14 protein-coding genes are annotated in these 19,511 nt (G+C 39.5%); all 14 read left to right on the top strand.

What is annotated here, in order from left to right:
• Position 1 precedes the first annotated feature (1 nt).
• Positions 2–1,486 carry a xylulokinase gene (locus BW951_RS20355; protein ID WP_076396192.1) on the top strand — a complete coding sequence of 495 codons (1,485 nt, stop codon included), beginning with the start codon at positions 2–4 and terminating at the stop codon, positions 1,484–1,486.
• A 108-nt stretch (positions 1,487–1,594) separates the two neighbouring features.
• Positions 1,595–2,923, top strand: a complete 1,329-nt coding sequence (gene xylA / locus BW951_RS20350) for a xylose isomerase (protein ID WP_076396190.1) — start codon at positions 1,595–1,597, stop codon at positions 2,921–2,923.
• 94 nt (positions 2,924–3,017) lie between these two features.
• Positions 3,018–5,897 (top strand): SusC/RagA family TonB-linked outer membrane protein, encoded by a 2,880-nt coding sequence (locus tag BW951_RS20345; protein ID WP_076396188.1) that lies wholly within the window; start codon positions 3,018–3,020, stop codon positions 5,895–5,897.
• A gap of 11 nt (positions 5,898–5,908) precedes the next feature.
• Positions 5,909–7,852: a RagB/SusD family nutrient uptake outer membrane protein gene (locus BW951_RS20340; RefSeq protein ID WP_076396186.1), complete on the top strand. Its 1,944-nt coding sequence runs from the start codon at positions 5,909–5,911 to the stop codon at positions 7,850–7,852.
• Positions 7,853–7,941: 89 nt separating this feature from the next.
• Positions 7,942–9,120, top strand: coding sequence for a mannonate dehydratase (uxuA, locus tag BW951_RS20335; protein ID WP_076396184.1), 1,179 nt, complete (start codon positions 7,942–7,944; stop codon positions 9,118–9,120).
• A gap of 119 nt (positions 9,121–9,239) precedes the next feature.
• On the top strand, positions 9,240–10,055 hold the full coding sequence (locus BW951_RS20330) for an SDR family oxidoreductase (protein ID WP_076396182.1): 816 nt from the start codon (positions 9,240–9,242) through the stop codon (positions 10,053–10,055).
• Positions 10,056–10,073: 18 nt separating this feature from the next.
• Positions 10,074–11,492, top strand: a complete 1,419-nt coding sequence (uxaC, locus tag BW951_RS20325; protein WP_076396180.1) for a glucuronate isomerase — start codon at positions 10,074–10,076, stop codon at positions 11,490–11,492.
• Positions 11,493–11,494: 2 nt separating this feature from the next.
• Positions 11,495–12,502, top strand: coding sequence for a sugar kinase (locus tag BW951_RS20320; protein WP_076396178.1), 1,008 nt, complete (start codon positions 11,495–11,497; stop codon positions 12,500–12,502).
• A complete protein-coding gene (locus tag BW951_RS20315; RefSeq protein ID WP_076396176.1) occupies positions 12,499–13,137 on the top strand; it encodes a bifunctional 4-hydroxy-2-oxoglutarate aldolase/2-dehydro-3-deoxy-phosphogluconate aldolase in 639 nt (212 codons plus the stop codon). The genes BW951_RS20320 and BW951_RS20315 overlap by 4 nt, the downstream gene beginning before the upstream one ends.
• Position 13,138: 1 nt before the next feature.
• A complete protein-coding gene (locus tag BW951_RS20310; RefSeq protein WP_076396174.1) occupies positions 13,139–14,428 on the top strand; it encodes an MFS transporter in 1,290 nt (429 codons plus the stop codon).
• A 128-nt stretch (positions 14,429–14,556) separates the two neighbouring features.
• On the top strand, positions 14,557–16,275 hold the full coding sequence (locus BW951_RS20305; protein WP_076396172.1) for a glycoside hydrolase family 43 protein: 1,719 nt from the start codon (positions 14,557–14,559) through the stop codon (positions 16,273–16,275).
• A gap of 23 nt (positions 16,276–16,298) precedes the next feature.
• Positions 16,299–16,424, top strand: coding sequence for a hypothetical protein (locus tag BW951_RS23155; protein ID WP_262487845.1), 126 nt, complete (start codon positions 16,299–16,301; stop codon positions 16,422–16,424).
• Between the two features lie 64 nt (positions 16,425–16,488).
• Positions 16,489–18,099 carry a glycoside hydrolase family 43 protein gene (locus BW951_RS20300; protein WP_076396170.1) on the top strand — a complete coding sequence of 537 codons (1,611 nt, stop codon included), beginning with the start codon at positions 16,489–16,491 and terminating at the stop codon, positions 18,097–18,099.
• A gap of 298 nt (positions 18,100–18,397) precedes the next feature.
• The gene (locus BW951_RS20295; RefSeq protein WP_076396168.1) at positions 18,398–19,483 is read left to right on the top strand and encodes an alpha/beta hydrolase-fold protein; all 1,086 of its coding nucleotides are present in this window, start codon (positions 18,398–18,400) and stop codon (positions 19,481–19,483) included.
• Positions 19,484–19,511: the final 28 nt, after the last annotated feature.

Here is a 19,511-nt window from a genome sequence, read left to right as displayed (position 1 = left end):
TATGTACTTACTAGGCTATGATATCGGCAGTTCTTCTGTGAAAGTTTGTCTCATCGAGGCATCCAGCGGAAAAGTAATCGCATCCGAATTTTCTCCTAAAAAAGAAATGAAAATTACTGCGGTACATCCGGGTTGGGCAGAGCAGAATCCTGTCGACTGGTGGACAAATCTGAAATTGGCACATGAAGCGGTAATGCATGAAGCCGGTATACATGCAGAAGACATTAAGGGAATTGGTATTACGTGGCAAATGCACGGTTTAATTTTAGTAGATAAAGATCAGAACCTGCTAAGACCATCCATCATCTGGTGCGACAGTCGCGCTGTTCCTTACGGTGAAAAAGCCTTTAAAGCAATCGGAGAAGAGAAATGCTTATCCCATTTGCTGAATTCGCCGGGGAATTTTACCGCATCAAAATTAGCATGGGTAAAAGAAAATGAACCTGAAATTTTCGGGAAAATAGATAAAATAATGCTTCCCGGAGATTACATCGCCATGAGACTTTCCGGAGAGATCGGTATTACGGTTGAAGGTCTATCAGAAGGGATTTTCTGGGACTTTAAAAACAATTGCATCTCAGAAGATGTCATTAATTATTACGGGATTCCGAAAAGCTTTTTCCCTGAAATCGTACCTACATTCGGGATTCAGTCAACAGTTTCTGCCGTAGCGGCGCAGGAATTAGGCTTAAAAGAAGGAACTCCCATTTCCTACAGAGCAGGAGATCAGCCCAATAATGCATTGTCACTCAATGTTTTCAATCCCGGAGAAATCGCTTCCACAGCAGGAACTTCAGGCGTAGTTTATGGCGTTCTGGATCAGTTGGAATATGATACATTATCAAGGGTTAATACTTTTGCACATGTAAATCATACAGAAGAATTAACAAGATTGGGAGTTTTGCTTTGCATTAACGGAACAGGAATTTTAAACTCCTGGCTAAAACAGAATTTTGCAACATCATTATCCTCTTACGGAGACATGAACGATCTGGCATCCCTTTCACCGGTAGGAGCCAAAGGATTAAGCATCATTCCTTTCGGAAACGGAGCAGAAAGAGTGCTGGAAAATAAGGAAACCAACTGCTCCATCCACGGAATTAATTTTAATATCCATACCAAAGGAGATATTCTGCGTGCCGCGCAGGAAGGAATTGTATTTTCTTACGAATACGGAATGAATATCATGAGAAATATCGGGATGGATATTCAGGTAATTCGGGCAGGAAATGCCAATATGTTCCTGAGTTCAATTTTCAGAAAATCATTAGCCGGAGTAAGCAATGCCGTTATTGAACTTTATGATACCGACGGAGCGGTAGGTGCTGCAAGAGCCGCAGGAATGGGAATCGGCTTTTACGCAGATGCTAAAGAAGCCTTTGCCTCTCTGGAAAGAATCGCCGTAATAGAACCGCAACTGGAAAAAAGAGAACAATACTTAGAAGCCTATTCGAGATGGAAACAGCATCTTAACGAAATAGTATAATCACCAATACAAAAAGATTTTTTATTGTACTTATTGACCCTCAAGGATCAGTGAGCAGGGAAACTTTATGTTGAATTTTAAAATTAAACTAAAAATTATAACAAATATATGAACACTTTAACAGGTACGAAAGAGTTTTTTACAGGTATCGACAAAATCAAGTTTGAAGGGAAAGAAAGCAGAAATCCAATGGCTTTCAGATATTATGATGCAGAAAGAATTGTGATGGGAAAACCTATGAAAGACTGGACGCGTTTTGCGATGGCTTGGTGGCATACCTTATGTGCAAACGGAAGCGATCCGTTTGGAGGACCAACAATTCATCATCCATGGGACATCGGAAACGATGCGGTAACCAGAGCAATGCATAAAATGGATGCCGGTTTCGAATTTATGTCTAAAATGGGCTTCAATTACTATTGTTTCCATGATATAGATTTGGTAGATCCTGCCGATAACTGGAAGGATTACGAAAAAAACCTTCAGGCTGTAGTGGAATATGCAAAACAAAAACAACAGGAAACCGGAATTAAACTTTTATGGGGAACTGCAAACGTTTTCACTCACGAAAGATATATGAACGGAGCTTCCACGAACCCGAATTTTGATGTTGTTGCCTGCGCAGGAACTCAGGTTAAAAATTCTATTGATGCTACAATTGCTCTTGGTGGCGAAAACTATGTGTTCTGGGGAGGAAGAGAAGGTTACATGAGTCTTTTAAATACCGATATGAAGCGTGAAAAAGACCATTTGGCACGTTTTCTTACCATGTCCAGAGACTATGCCCGTCAGCAGGGCTTTACAGGAACTTTCCTTATTGAGCCAAAACCGATGGAGCCTACAAAACACCAGTATGATTACGATTCTGAAACGGTGATCGGCTTCCTGAGACATTACGGATTAGATAAAGATTTTAAATTAAATATTGAAGTGAACCACGCAACACTGGCAGGACATACTTTCGAGCACGAACTTCAGGTGGCAGTAGATGCAGGACTTTTAGGAAGCATCGATGCAAACAGGGGAGACTATCAGAACGGATGGGATACAGATCAGTTTCCGGTAGATTATTTAGATATGGTTCAGGCATGGCTGGTATTACTTCCTGCAGGAGGTTTAGGAAACGGAGGAGTAAATTTCGATGCTAAAATCAGAAGAAACTCTATTGATCCTGAAGATTTATTTATTTCTCATATTTCGGGAATGGATGTTTTTGCGAAAGGATTATTAGCCGCAGCAGATATTCTTGAAAATTCAGATTATAAAAAACTGAGAACAGACCGTTACGCATCTTTCGATAACGGAAACGGAAAGGCTTTTGAAGCAGGAACGCTTACTTTGGAAGATCTTCAGAGGATAGCTCATGAAATTGGGGAACCACAGCCAAAAAGCGGAAAGCAGGAACTGTTTGAAGCGATTGTGAATATGTATATCTAAATAAACATAAAAAGGCTGCTAAACACTAAGGATTTTTCAATACGATAATTATTAATAGCCTTTTTATTCAACCCTAATATTAAACGTAATAATTATGAATCGATCTTATTTAGCTAAAACCAATAAAGCAGCGCTCTTTTTTGCGATGGCTTTATTACCTTCCGGTTTAGCCTATTCTCAGAGTAAAAAAGATACTGTTGCTAAGGAGAAAAAAATAGAAGAAGTAGTGGTAATCGGGTACGGAACCCAAAGAAAAGAAGCGGTAACAGGCTCTGTGGCATCCGTAAAAGGTGATGTTTTAAGAGAAGTACCTACTGCTAACATTACTCAGGCATTGCAGGGAAGAACAGCAGGTGTCGATATTAGCCAGACCTCTACCAAGCCAGGAGCCAGCATGCAAATTCGCATCAGAGGAACAAGATCTTTAACACCCAATGCTAATGATCCGTTAATTGTTCTTGATGGAATTCCGTTTGTGGGATCACTTGGTGATATCAGTTCCAGTGACATTAAAAGTATAGATATCCTGAAAGATGCTTCTGCAACTGCAATTTATGGTTCCAGAGGAGCAAATGGAGTTATTTTGGTAACAACCAACAGAGGCTCCAAAGGTCAGAAGCCGAGATTTACGTACAATTCTTTTACAGGAGTTCAGACCTTGTTTTCAAGGTTTCCGATGATGGATGGTCCTAAATTGGCTAAATTAAGAGCTGATGCAGGAAATATTTACGGATTAGGAAAAGATGAAACGTTAGACACCAATACAGACTGGCAAAAGCTGTATTATAAACCAGCGATGATGACCAGTCATGATGTAGGGGTTTCAGGTGGAACAGAAGGTGGTAATTATAACGTAGGTTTATCCTATTTTAAACAGGATGCTTTAATTCCGATCCAGAGTTATGAAAGATTCTCATTAAGGATCGCTCTGGATCAGCAGGTTGGTAAAAGCTTCAAATTCGGATTTACATCCAATACCAACTATACCGTGTCGGATGGTAACGGAGTGGCAGGAGCGCCGGTTCTGGGCAACTCTCCTTTAGCAAACCCTTATAATGCAGATGGAAGTATTAAAAGAACCATCAGTACGGCATCGAATATTGATCAGTCTTGGGTATATATCAGAAAGACCCTCGAAAATCTGGGGGATAAATATGTAGATGAAAGCAAAGGTCTTTCTTCATACAATAATTTATATGGAGAAGTAAGCTTACCGATTAGCGGTTTGAAATACAGATTAAATGTCGGTTTGGATTATACCACTTCTAACAGCGGAAACTATACAGGAGTAGGGGTTTTCAATGTGAATGCGGCAGCTCCATCCAGTGCAGGAAAAGGAAACAGTCAGACTTATCACTGGACTTTAGAAAATTTATTAACCTATGACAAAACTTTTGGAAAACATAAGATCAACGCTGTAGCTTTATATTCTGCAGAAGGCAATCGGTATATCAGCAGCTATATGAGTGCCAAAAATGTACCGGCAGACTTTTTCCAGTATTACAATTTGGGACAGTCTCCACAAGCAGATATATCTGTAAAGCCTGAAGATCAGATATATATACAGAGAGGGCTTATATCGTATATGGGACGTGCTATGTACACCTACGATAATAAGTATATGATTACGGCAACGCTTCGTGCAGATGGTGCATCTGTTTTGGCACCGGGTAACAAATGGCATACCTATCCCGCAATATCGTTAGGCTGGAATTTGGCGAATGAATCTTTCATGCAGAGTCTCAAAGCCATCAACCAGTTCAAATTAAGATACGGATGGGGGCAGACTTCCAATCAGGCGGTTGGTCCGTACACTACCAAAGGAACTTTAGGGGTTGTTCCGTATAATTTCGGAAATACCAATACGACAGGGGTTTATATTACTACTGCACCAAATCCAGAGCTGGGCTGGGAATACTCTAAAACCAATAACTTCGGTTTGGATTTCGGATTATTTAATAATAGATTGACAGGTACTGTAGAGTATTACAGAACTAAAACAGAACAGGTTTTATCTCCGACAAATCTTCCTATATCCGGAGGTATTGCGAGTGTAACGAACAACATAGGACAGATAGAAAACAAAGGTTGGGAAGTTTCACTTAATGGTACGATTATAAACAATCCTGATGGATTCAGCTGGGATGCAGGGGTTAACTGGTATGCCAACAGAAATCAGATTTTAGCTTTGAATTCAGGGACTATCCGTGATGTAGCGAACAATTGGTTTGTAGGACATAATATCAACGCGATCTATGACTATCAGAACATTGGTTTGTGGCAGCAGGGAGATCCTTACCTGAATATATTGGAACCGGGGGGTAATGTAGGAATGATTAAAGTCCTTTACACCGGCGGTTACAATGCAGATGGTACTCCGGTAAGAGCAATTGGTCCGGACGACAGACAAATTATCGATACTGCTCCGGATTGGCAGGGTGGTTTCAACATGAGATTCGCTTACAAAAATTTTGAATTGAGTACTGTAGGTGCATTTCAGCACGGTGGTGTTTTAATCAGCTCGATTTATGGTTCTTCGGGATATCTTAACAGATTAACGGGAAGAGGGAATAACGTGGATGTAGATTACTGGACGGCAGAAAACCCGAATGTAAGATATCCTAAACCCGGAGGAATAATGAGTGGAGACAACCCGAAATACGGTTCTACTCTTGCTTACTTCGATGGATCATATCTTAAACTGAGAACAATAACACTAGGTTATAATTTGAAGAAAGAATTTTTAGATGATCTGAAATTAAATAGTTTAAGAATTTATGTAACCGTAACTAATCCTCTCGTTCTTTTCTCTCCATATCATAAAGAATCCGGGATGGATCCGGAACCGAACTCTTACGGTAACCAGAATCAGGCGGTAAACAGCAGTCTTCCTTATAACGCGCGTCAGCTGATTATAGGAACCAATAACCCGTCTACACGTAATTATCTAATGGGAATCAATTTATCTTTTTAAATTACAAAATCATGATCAAGTTTAATAAAAAAATAGTTTTAGGAGCGTTTTTCTTCTCGCTTTGCTTATCCAGTTGTAATGAAATTCTGGACGAACAGCCAAGATCTAACTATACGGTGGATTATTTTAATACGCCGGATGGGGTAACAGCAGGGGTAACATCTTTATACAGAAGTTTGCGTTTATTGTATGGTAACGGCTACTTCATGAGTAACTGCCAGAACGGAACCGACGAATCTACTTTTGCACAGAGTGCAGACGGAAACTTTAAAGAATTGGACTTTTCAGGAAATGGTAACGTTACACCATCTTCTTTCCCTCCGAGTATGATTTGGGGATCTGTATTCCCATCAATTAATACCGCAAACGGAATTGTAGAAAGAGGTCCGCAGTTTGGCGTGGCAGAATCATTAATTTCCGAAGCAAGATTCTTCAGAGCATTTGATTACTTTATGCTGGTTCAGACGTATGGAGGAGTCCCGTTAGATTTGGGAGCAGGAGAACTTGCACTGAATACAAATGCGATAACAACTTCTAAGAGAAATACCGTTCCGGAAGTTTATACCAGAGGAATTTTTCCTGATCTCAGAAAAGCAATAGATAATTTACCCGCTTCACCAAGAGTAACAGGAGGAGTAACGAAAAATGTTGCAAGATTATTTTTAGCAAAAGCCTACCTTACATACGGATGGTGGCTGCAGAATCCCAATAGCATTCCAACGTATCCGGACACTCCCAGAACCGATCCGGACGGACATAATGCACAATGGTATTTCCAGCAGGCTTATGACACAGCTATGCAGGGAATAACTAATCCCGGTCCATATTCTTTGCAGCCTACATTTTACGATGTAAATGTAGGATCAAACGACAGAAACAACGAGTGTATGCTGTATGCAGATCATACTCAGGCAAGTGCATTTTATAACGAATCAGATCCTGTAGGTTTTGGTTCAGGATGGGCTCCTGATAACTTCGCTGCGTGGATGCAGACCTGGAACTACACCAACCTGAAGAGCAGCAGTTCTGCAACAACCTTTAATGCTGTAAGTTCTGTACAGCGTGCTGCTACTCAGTCTTTAGGACGTCCATGGGTTCGTATGGCTCCTCCGATTGGGGTTATTCAGAATACATTTGCTGATAAAACTACTGATTCTAGATATGACGGTACTTTTGTTACGACTTACAGAGGTAACTGGGACAAAGCAGGTGTTACAAACCCTGTTCTGTATAATGCCAATAATTTACCTGTACAGCCGGGAGGAGCTATTCTGAGCTTCCTTAATGATGATTCCCAGACGCCAACTTATCCTTCAGGAGCAGGGCAAAACGGTGTGGGTGCAGGTACTTTGCCGGGAAGAGCAGATTGGGTAGTTGCACCAAACGGAATCAGCAGAATCGTTTATCCGGGATTATGGAAAATCGGTACGTACCGTACGGATGATCCAAATGGATTAGGATATCCTAATGCAGGTTTAACAAGACCTTTCAATGTCGCAAAATTCTCAGAGTTCTACTTTATCGCAGCAGAAGCAGCCGTAAAAGGAGCATCTGGTTCTATGACGGCGAGAGATTTAATTAACGTAATCCGTGCAAGAGCAGGTAAATGGAAATTTAATAACGCTCAAAACACTACGTACATTGCAGATAATAGTGCCGCAATGACAGCCGCAACGCCTTCGGTAATTACTATTGATTATATTCTGGCAGAAAGATCCCGTGAATACTACGGAGAATTCTACAGATGGTACGATTTGGTGCGTACACAGAAGTGGGGCGAATATGCAGCTACTTATAAAATCGGAGGTACTGCTTATGGAAACCATACACCGCAGACCGTAACACGTAATATTCAGCCGTTCCATTATCTGAGACCGATTCCGCAAGGACAAATCGATGCAATGAGTGGTGCAACTGCTGATGAAAAAGCAAAATATCAGAATCCTGGTTATTAGAAATCGGTTAGTTTCACATTCATATATAGTTCACAGGGCAGATCCTAAAAAATATCTGCCTTGTTTTTTAATTAAAAATTTTAAATGGTATGGAAAAAACATGGCGTTGGTTTGGGAAGAACGATAAAATTAAATTACAAACCCTTTTACAAATTGGGGTGGAAGGTATTGTATCTGCCTTACACGATATTCCTAATGGAGAAATCTGGAGCTTAGAGGCTGTTAACGATTACAAAAATTATATAGAGAGTCACGGTCTTCGCTGGTCTGTTGTGGAGAGTCTTCCCGTAAGCGAAGCGATCAAATACGGAGGTGAAGACCGTGATTTTTTAATAGAAAATTATATTAAAAGTCTCGAAAACTTAGGAAAAGCAGGCATTACTACGGTTTGCTACAACTTTATGCCGGTTTTAGATTGGGCAAGAACAGATCTTTTCCACGAATGGGAAGACGGTTCATCATCATTGTACTTTAATAAAGCAAGATTTGCGTATTTTGAAATTCATATTCTTAAAAGAGAAGGAGCAGAAAAGGACTACATCGAGGAAATTCTTCAAAAAGTTGAAGAACTTAAAAATACACTCACGGAAAAAGATAACCATGATCTGATCGATTCAGTTATTGTGAAAACACAGGGATTCGTCAACGGAAACATAAGAGAAGGCGAATTAAATCCCGTAGAAAAATTTAACAATTTACTGTCATTATATAATGGTATAGATAAAAATAAGCTTCGCGAAAACCTGAAATATTTCCTCGAAAAAATAATGCCGGTTTGTGAAGAATGGAATATCCAGATGTGTATTCATCCCGATGATCCGCCTTTCGCTTTACTCGGTTTACCAAGAATTGTCACCAACGAAGAAGACATCGACTGGTTTCTGAATGCAGTAGACAATCCCCATAACGGACTCACTTTCTGCGCAGGTTCGCTTAGTGCCAATCTACAAAATGATGTTCCGAAACTGGCTCAGAAATTTGCTCACAGAACAAAATTTGTTCATCTCAGAAGCACCAATGTTTTTGAAAACGGAGACTTTATTGAAGCACATCATTTAGGCGGAAGAGGAAAGTTAATCGATGTAATAAGAGTATTTGAAAAAGAAAATCCCGATCTGCCCATGAGAATCGATCACGGAAGATTATTATCGGAAGATAAAGATAAAGGATATAATCCGGGATACTCTTTCCTGGGAAGAATGTTGGCTTTAGGACAGATAGAAGGAGCAATGGCAGCCGTACAAAATGAAATGAACAAAAAACTTTAGGAGAAAGAACCCGAAGGGTTCAATACAAATAACCGTAGGTGAAACCTATGGCAAACAGAATACAATGAACAGCGAACCCGAAGGGTTCAATATCAACCATCATTCATCAAAAATAAAAAATGAACGAAATATTCAGTATAAAAGATAAAGTCGCAGTCATTACAGGAGCTTCCGGCGTTTTGGGAGGAAGCCTTGCCAAAAGTTTTATCGAAGCCGGTGCAAAAGTGGTGATGTTAGGAAGAAATCACGAAACACTGCAGTCCCGTGTGAAGGAACTTGCAGGTTCAGAAGATAATGCATTTGCCGTGGAAGCCAATGTAATGAACATTGAAAGTCTGGAAAATGCATCAGAAAAAATCATCGAAAAATATGGTAAAATAGATATTTTGCTGAACATCGCCGGAGGAAATATTCCTTCAGCAACCTTATCTCCTGAACAGTCATTTTTCGACATGAATATCAGCGGATGGGATGAGGTAACCGCCCTTAATATCAACGGAACTGTTTATCCGAGCTATGTTTTCGGAAAAATAATGGCGGAACAGAAAAGCGGCAGCATTGTTAATATTTCATCAATGGCAGCGTATTCTGCAATTACAAGAGTCGCCGGATATTCAGCGGCAAAATCAGCAATTACCAATTTTACCCAATGGCTGGCTTCCGATCTGGCTTTAAAATTCGGAGATAAAGTCCGTGTAAATGCAGTAGCACCGGGATTTTTCATCGGAGATCAGAACCGTGCCATTTTACTGAATCCTGATGGATCTTTAACGGACAGAAGCAAAAAAGTAATTGCCAAAACACCCATGCAGAGATTCGGGGAAGTGGAAGAGTTAAACGGAACTGTACAGTTTCTCTGTTCAGATGCCGCAAGCTTCATTACCGGAGCTTTAATTCCCGTTGATGGAGGTTTTAGTGCTTTCAGCGGAGTTTAATTTTTTTTAAATTGAATAATGAGTCATTTCATTAAAAATAAAGACGTTTTCGGAGATTCGTTTTTGTTGGGATCATCAAAAGCAGAGAACCTCTATTTTGGCTATGCGGAAGGAATGCCCATCATCGATTATCACAATCATCTGGAACCTGATGTCATTTCACATAACCATAATTTCCGTTCCCCTACGGCGATCTGGCTGGATGGCGACCATTACAAATGGCGCGCGATGCGGAATTTCGGGATTGATGAACATTTCATTTCAGGAAAAGCAGCCGATAATGAAAAATTCCTTAAGTGGGCAGAAACCGTTCCTTATACGCTTCGGAATCCGCTATTTCACTGGACTCATCTTGAGCTAAAAAATACTTTCGGAATTAAGGAATATTTGTCCGGTAAAAATGCGGCAGATGTTTACAGCTCAATGCTGGATTCCTTACAGAAACCTGATTTTACACCACAGAATTTACTCAGAAATTATAAAGTGGAAGCACTTTGTACAACAGATGATCCTTCGGATGAGCTGGAACATCATAAAAAACTAAGAGCAGGCGGTTTCAGTACAGTCGCTCTGCCGAGTTTCCGGCCGGATATCTACATTAATATTATTGATCCCGAATCGTATATTCTCAACCTTAAAAAACTCGAAAAAGCTTCCGGAATCAATATCAGTTCTGTTTCCGATTTGTTGAATGCACTTCAGTCAAGAATCAATTATTTTGATGAGGTTGGAGCTAAAGTTTCTGATCATGGATTTGAATATTTTCCGGACACAACGAAATGGAATTCAGATCTGGAAAAAGAGTTTTCAGAATTTCTGAAAGGCAACAAACCTGCATTTTCCAATCCGGATGCGCTTTGCGGATTTCTTCTGAAAGAACTTTGCAAAATGTATTCTGATAAAGGCTGGGTTCAGCAGTTCCACGTAGGGGCAACAAGAAATAACAATTCCCTCATGCTGAGAAATCTTGGCGTCAATACAGGTTTTGATGCAATCGGAGAGCGGTATTTTGCTCAAAGGATGAGTGTTCTTTTTGATGAACTCAATTCCGAAGACAAACTTGCAAAGACAATTATTTACAATTTAAATCCGGCTTATAATGAAGTTCTGGCTTCTCTTGCAGGCAATTTCAACCAGTCAGGAATCCGGTCAAAAATACAGTTCGGTGCTGCATGGTGGTTTCTGGATCAGTTGGATGGAATGCAGAAGCAGATGAACACCCTTTCGAATATTGGATTAATAAGCACATTTGTCGGAATGCTTACCGATTCCAGAAGCTTCCTTTCGTTTTCCAGACATGAATATTTCAGGAGATTGCTTTGTAATATGTTCGGAAGAGAAATGGAAGAAGGGCTTCTTCCCGATGACGAAAAATGGGTTGGAGCGATAATTCAGGATATCTGTTATTACAACGCCAAAAATTATTTCAATTTTTAAGAATGAATCAGGGAAATTCAAATAAAATTTTATGCTTCGGAGAACTGCTTTTGCACTTTGCTCCGGATTCTCATGGAAATTGGCTGGAAAATCAGTCCGTTAAAATTTATATAGGCGGAGCTGAATATAATGTGGCTTCCGCTCTTTCCAAATGGGGAAATAAGGTTTCTCTGTATTCTGCATTACCGGAAAATTATCTGGGTGATCAACTGGAATTAAAATTAAATCAAGAAAAAATGGAAATCCTCGCAGAAAGATCCAATGGCAGACTGGGAACCTTTTATCTTCCTTTTGATGGCGATATGCAAAATGCCAAAGTGATCTACGATCGTTTTCCTTCCGTTTTTTCAGAATCAGATTTTTCAGGATTTTCCGATGATAAAGTTTTTCAGGATATTACATGGCTTCATATAAGCACAATTACGCCGGCTTTGAGCGAGAATGCTTTTCAAAAATGTTTTGATTTGATGAAGAAAGCCAATGCCCGGAATATCAAAGTTTCTCTGGATCTGAATTACCGTGCTTCTCTTTGGCAGAATCAGAATCCTTTTGATAAAATCTCAAAGCTGATGCCGTTTGTGAATGTTTTAATGGGAAATATATGGTCAATTCAGGCATTTCTGGACATTTCAATCCAATACGATCTGAACGGAAATTTTGATGATGAAAACCTTTTAAAACAGGCTGAAAAATCAGCTTTGGAAATTCAGAAATCTTATCCCAATGTAGAAAGCATTGCCAATACTTTCAGATTCACAAAAGGAGATGAAGTTCATTATTTTGCAACCCTTTATTCCGAAGGGAAATTATTCATATCAGAACACTACTATTCTGATAAAATTCTGGAAAGAGTAGGCAGCGGAGATTCTTTCATGGCGGCTCTTATTCACGGAATCATCAAAGGAAATACAACCCAAAAGATCCTGAATGATGCTGTAAAAGTCGCTTTCAGAAAACTTTTTGTACAGGGCGACACCATCAACGAAACGATTAATATCGAGAATTTATGAATTTACTAATCATACAAAAAATAAAAGGTCAGAAGATCGTTCCATTGTTTTACAATGAATCTTTCGAGGTTTCAAAATCCATTGTAGAATCGCTTTATAAAGCAGGAATCCGCGTTGTAGAATATACCAACCGTGGAGCATCTGCTTTACAAAATTTCAGAAAACTGAAAGAACTGTCAGCGACAGAATTTCCGGAACTCTTCTTAGGAATAGGAACCGTAAAAAATGTAGCAGAGATGAATGAATACGTAAATGCGGGTGCAGACTTTATCATTACACCGGTGATTGATGAGTCTATTGTGAAAAATGCCTCGGAAAGAAATATTTTACTGATTCCGGGATGTTTTACGCCTTCAGAAATAAATCTTGCTTATCAGAACGGACTTAGAATGGTAAAAATATTTCCTGCGGATGTCGTAGGGAAAAAATACATCAGATCGATCCGGCCGGTTTTCCCCGAAATGGAATTTATGCTTACCGGCGGAATCAGCTCCGATTGTGAAGATATTCTCAGTTGGATGGAAAGTGGAGCAGTTGCGGTAGGACTCGGAAGTTCTCTGATTAATCCCAATCTTTCTTCCGAAGAATTAAAAGATAAGATGGAGAAATTACTAATTCAGTTAAAATCAAAATAAAATGCAGATACCTAAAACGAATCTCAGATGGTGGATGCTGTCTTTGGTTTTCCTCGCTACAACCATCAATTATCTTGATCGTCAGGTGATGGGATTGCTGAAACCAACATTAGAAACCGAATTTCATTGGGACGAAAAAGATTACAGCTATATTGTGATGGCTTTTACCGCAACATATGCATTAGGTTATCTGGCAATGGGACGTTTTATTGACAGAGTGGGAACTAAAATTGGTTATGCGGTTTCTTTAATTGTATGGAGTCTGGCTTCTATAGGACATGGCTTTGTGAAGAGTACAGTAGGATTTATCATAGCAAGAATGGCTTTAGGGCTTAGCGAAGCCGGAAATTTTCCCGCGGCTATAAAATCTGTTGCAGAGTGGTTCCCAAAAAAAGAGAGAGCTTTAGCAACAGGAATTTTTAATTCGGGAGCAACGGTCGGGGCAATTCTTGCTCCTGTTCTTGTTCCTTTTATTCTGGGGCATTACGGATGGCAGCAGACCTTTGTCTGGATTGGCGCATTGGGATTATTATGGATTATTCTTTGGTGGAAATTCTATTACACACCGGAAAAATCGAAGCTTTTAAGTCAGGAAGAACTTCAATACATTAAAAGTGACCAGCAAACCCAGTCTGAGTCTCATGAAAAAATTCCCTTGTCAGAATTATTGAAATACAAAGTAACATGGTCATTTGCCATCGGAAAAATAATGACAGACCCCATCTGGTATTTCTTCATGTTTTGGCTGCCCGCTTATTTTTCCGATGTTTTCAAAATGGATTTAACCAAACCTTCTATTCCATTAATCGTTATTTACAGCGGAACCACCATCGGAAGCATTGGCGGCGGTTATCTTTCATCTTTTTTAATTAAAAAAGGCTGGGCGATCGGAAGAGCGAGAAGCATCGTGATGCTGTTGTTTGCATTAATGGTAGTACCGGTAATGTTTTCAAAATATGTAGAAAATATGTGGATAATAACGGTTATTATAGCTTTTGCAACCGCTGCGCATCAAGGTTGGGGAGCAAATCTGATGACAACTGTTGGCGACAGATTACCCAATAGCCATGTAAGTTCCGTGATCGGATTTGGCGGAATGCTCGGTTCGGCGGCAGGAATCATTTTCCCTCTGTTCATTGGTGTTGTTCTGGATACATTTAAAAAATCAGGAAATATTAATGGAGGATATAACATCATTTTCTTCATTGCAGGAATCTCTTATGTTGCCGCATGGCTGATCATAAAACTGATTAATAGGAAATCTGTAACTGAAGAGTTAAACAAGAATTAAAATTGCATCTGCTTTTAATGAGGAATAAAATGCAGCTTTGAAAGATTTAAAAAGGTCAGATTCAATATTTTTCTGACAAGATTAAAAAGCATAAATACCATATTAAACAATAATCTAAAAATATAATAATGAGACAGAGAATAATGCATTCGATTTTTTTAAGAAATAAACTTACTTTGTTGGCTGCTGCCTCTTTGCTTTCTGTAAGTCATTTTTCTGCACAGACTTTCTCAGATTTTACCTATCGTGGAAACGACAAAATATACAACGACAATCCCCTGAAACCGGACGAGTTTTACTCCCCGATTCTTCAGGGCTGTTATCCCGATCCAAGTATTACAAAAAAAGGAGATGACTATTATTTAGTAAACTCTTCTTTCTCAATGTTTCCCGGAGTTCCTATTTTCACTTCCAAGGATCTGGTGAATTGGAAGCAGGTCGGTCACGTTTTGGACAGACCTTCCCAGCTTAAGGTAGAAAAAGGCGGTGTTTCACAGGGAATTTATGCACCGGATATCAAATACAACAAATTCAACGATACATTTTATATGATTACCACCCAGATTGCAGGTGGAGTCGGGAATATGGTCGTGAAAACCAAAGACCCTGCAAAAGGATGGAGTGAAGTACAAAAGCTGAATTTTGACGGGATTGATCCTGCCATTTTCTTTGATGATGACGGAAAAGCCTACATCGTTCATAACGATGCGCCGCCAAAAGGAACCGAGCAGTATCAAGGTCACCGCGTCATTAAAATGTGGGATTACGATCTGGAAAAAGACCAGGTTGTCGCAGGTTCAGACAAAATTATTGTGAACGGAGGAGTAGACCTTTCCCAAAAACCAATCTGGATCGAAGGTCCTCATTTATACAAATACAAAGAAAAATATTACCTGATGTGTGCAGAAGGCGGAACCGGAGGCAACCACAGCGAAGTTATTTTTATGGCAGATTCTCCAAAAGGTCCGTTTGTTCCGGCTAAAAACAATCCAATTCTTACCCAAAGATACTTTCCAAGAGACAGAAAAGAAAAAGTAGATTGGGCAGGTCATGCAGATTTGGTGGAAGGTCCGAATGGGCAATGGTACGGCGTATTTTTAGCTATTCGTCCTAATGTAAATAACCGCGTCAATAAAGGCAGGGAAACCTTCATTCTTCCTGTTGACTGGAGCGGAACATATCCTGTATTTCAAAATGGTCTGGTTCCGATGAAGCCTAAATTGAAAATGCAGGAAGGGGTGAAAAATCAGACCGGACAAAACGGATTTTTCCCGAACGGAAATTTTACCTATAATGATAAATTAACCGATAAAAATCTGGATTTCCGTTGGATTGCAATGCGTGGATCGCGCGAAAATTTTATCACCACTACAAAAGCGGGGGTAAAAGTGAATCCTATGGAGACGAATATCAAAGCTTTAGCTCCTGTTTCTGCATTATTCCACAGATTGCAGCACGAAGATTTTGAAACATCCGTAACGCTTGATTTTAAACCTAAATCCGAAAAAGAACTGGCAGGAATCACTTGCTACCAGAGTGAAAGATTCAACTACGTTTTCGGAATTACAAAAAAAGACAAAGATTTCTACATTGTTTTGGAAAGAACAGAAAAAGGGGAATCCAGACTGTTAGCAAGCGAAAAAATTTCACTTTCAAAAAATATTAAAATTCAGGTTACAGGAGAAAAAGATGAAATCAGCTTCAGCTATTCTTTGGATGGCAGAAACTTTAAAAACCTTGGCGGTCCGGTTTCGGGAGATATCCTTTCTACTGATGTGGCAAGTGGATTTACAGGCAGTCTGATTGGGTTGTACAGCACTTTGTCTAATGATATTGTGCCGAATTAATAGTAAAAGCAATCACCCGGAATATGAATAGGAACGGACTTCAGCCCGTTTTTCAAAAAAGAACAGCCAATTCGGCTTTAGCCAAAATAAAAGATCATACAGGCTTTAAAAAGGCTAATTCGAATTTACAACAGATTGATTATCAGTAATGTCAAACTGAGTTTGTCAAAGAATTTTTTAGATTGATTAAAACCAAACCAAAATAGCAAAACCGTGAAAATTAATACACCATTTTATATAGTTTCTTTTTTGGGATTTATCGGGCTGAATCCACTTTCGGCCCAGATAAATCATTCTGAAAAGGCAACAACGCACTTTACCAATCCCATCATTTGGGCGGATGCTCCGGATTTATCAATCACGAGAAACGGTGACGATTTTTATCTGATAAGCACGACCATGCATCTGATGCCGGGAGCTCCGGTAATGCATTCCAGAGATTTGGTACACTGGGAAATGTCGAGCTATGTTTTTGATACACTGAATGATAATTCTAAATATGACTTGCTTAACGGAACTGTTTACGGACGTGGACAATGGGCCTCTTCCATCCGTTATCACAAAGGAAAATACTACGTTTTGTTTTCCCCGAACGACGAACCTTTCAAATCCTATTTTTATGTTACCGACAATCCTGAAAAAGGAAACTGGAAACTCATCACGAGAACCCGGCATTTTCATGATGCGTCTTTGCTGTTTGATGATGATGATCGGGTGTATGTATTCACCTCAAACAAAGTTTTTGAGCTGAGTCCCGATTTTAAAACCATTATCGGAAATCAGGACGGAACAGAAGTCTTTCAGAAAGATGAATCAGAAACTGGACTTTTGGAAGGCAACCAGATCATTAAAAAAGACGGAAAATATTATATGATGATGATTTCATGGCCAAGAGGCGGAAAACGCCGTCAGGAAGTGTACAGAGCCGATAAAGTTACCGGACCGTACGAAAAAAAGATTGTTTTGGAAGACAACTTTCTTGGATTTTCTTACGCCGGACAGGGCGCTTTGATTGACGATAAGAATGGCAACTGGTATTCCATGATCTTTCAGGACAGAAATGGAGTAGGAAGAGTTCCGATTTTGCTTCCCGTGAAATGGGAAAACAACTGGCCTGTTTTGGGCGACAACGGAAAAGTACCTTTAACGGGTGAAATTCCGCTTCCCACCTTCAAACCAAAAAATCATTTAATAGAAAGCGACGAATTTTCCGGCAAAAAAATGAAAATTCAATGGCAGTGGAATCATAATCCTGTCAATTCAGCATGGTCTTTATCCGAAAGAAAAGGCTTCCTAAGGTTGAAAACAAGCAGAGTAGTGGATAATTTGTACCTCGCTCCAAACACCTTAACGCAGAGAATGGAAGGTCCTAAATCCAGCGGCATTGTCTCTTTAAATGTAAAGGGAATGAAAGACGGCGATGTTGCAGGTTTCAGTGCTTTCAACGGTGACTCAGGCATTTTGTCTGTCATAATGGAAGGTGGTGAAAAATTTATTGTTTTTTCAGCCGATGCGGTCAGTTTAGATAATAAAACCAAGTCAGTTATAAGCGTTAAAAAAGAAGAGAAAAAGCGTATTCCCCTGAATTCCGATACCATTTATTTTAGAATTGATGCAGATTTCAACCTCGGAAAAGATCTGGCAGATTTCTATTACAGTACCGATCAGAAAAACTGGACCGAAATGGAAAAAGGATACAAAATGATTTTCGATTACCGAAGGTTTTTTATGGGTTCCAAGTTTGCAATCTTCAATTATGCAACCAGGAATCTGGATGGTTTTGTAGATGTCGATTTTTTCAGAGTCAATACCATTTCAGAGTAATGAATGTGGGATTATTTTTTGGGTAGCTTATCCGTCTTCCACTCCCGCTTTTTTATTCGTCGTTTCTCCTCACAAAAAGAGCTCCGTTCAAGCCGGGCTACGAGAGATTCGCTGTTTAAAAAGAAATATGAGCTCTGTAGGAGTATTCTGTTAATAGAAAAAATTTGCGTAACCAAAACAAAGCCTCGTAGAGGCGAACTGTTAATAAAAACAGACGATAAAATTAAAAAAACAAATCCATTTGAATGAATATTTTTTTTATCAAAATCAATAAGTGTAAAACTTATAAATAAAAATCATGAACAAATCCATCATATTAACAGTCACTTTCACGTTATCCGGAGTCCTTTTTTCTGCACAGACTTCCGATAAACAGGCACCACAAGGTTTTGATGTGGAAAATCCTACAATTTCTCACGGAAAAATCGATACGGTTCAATATGTTTCAAAAACGGTAGGAACGACTAGAAAAGCACTGATTTACACACCACCCGGATTCAAAAAAGGAAATAAATACCCTGTTCTTTATCTTCTTCACGGTATTGGCGGAGACGAAAAAGAATGGTTCAATCAGGGAAAACCAAATGTTATTCTCGATAATCTCTACGCACAGGGAAAACTGCAGCCGATGATTGTTGTTTTACCGAACGGAAGAGCAATGAAGAATGACAGAGCAACAGGAAATATTATGGCTCCGGATAAAGTAGAAGCCTTTACAACCTTCGAAAAAGATCTGCTGAATGACCTGATTCCCTTTGTAGAAAAAAAATATCCTGTTAAAAAAGACAGAGAAAGCAGGGCTTTGGCAGGGCTTTCAATGGGAGGCGGACAAACACAGAATTTTGCCTTCGGAAATATGGATAAGTTTGCATGGTTGGGTTCATTTTCTTCAGCGCCCAACACCAAAGATCCCGATAAGCTTTTACCCAATCCGCAGGATGCCCTGAAGCTGAAACTTATTTTTATTTCCTGTGGAGATGCAGACGGACTGATGCCTTTAAGTAAGAGAACCAGCGACTATCTCAAAAAAAATAAAATCCCCCATATTTTTTACATCGAACCGGGCGGTCACGACTTCAAGGTCTGGAAAAATGATTTATATATCTTTTCACAGCTTTTATTTAAGCCTATCGATAAATCTCAGTTCAGTAATTTTACGGTTTTGGGAAAACCCGAAGCAACCAATATCAGGAATGCACAGTATCCCAAAATTCTTCCCGACGAAAGAGTGATGTTTAAAATCAAAGCTCCGGAAGCGCAAAAAGTACAGATCGATTTAGGAAAAAAAGCTGCCCTGAAAAAAGAATCAGATAGTTTTTGGATTGGTACAACAGATCCTCAAAGCGGAAGTTTTCATTACTATTCGAATCGATATTCCTTTTGAAGGCGATGATTTTTATGCCTTAAAAGAC

The organism is Chryseobacterium gambrini (genome assembly GCF_900156825.1).
Lineage (GTDB): Bacteria > Bacteroidota > Bacteroidia > Flavobacteriales > Weeksellaceae > Chryseobacterium > Chryseobacterium gambrini.
This window is presented reverse-complemented; position numbering and strand designations above follow the sequence as displayed.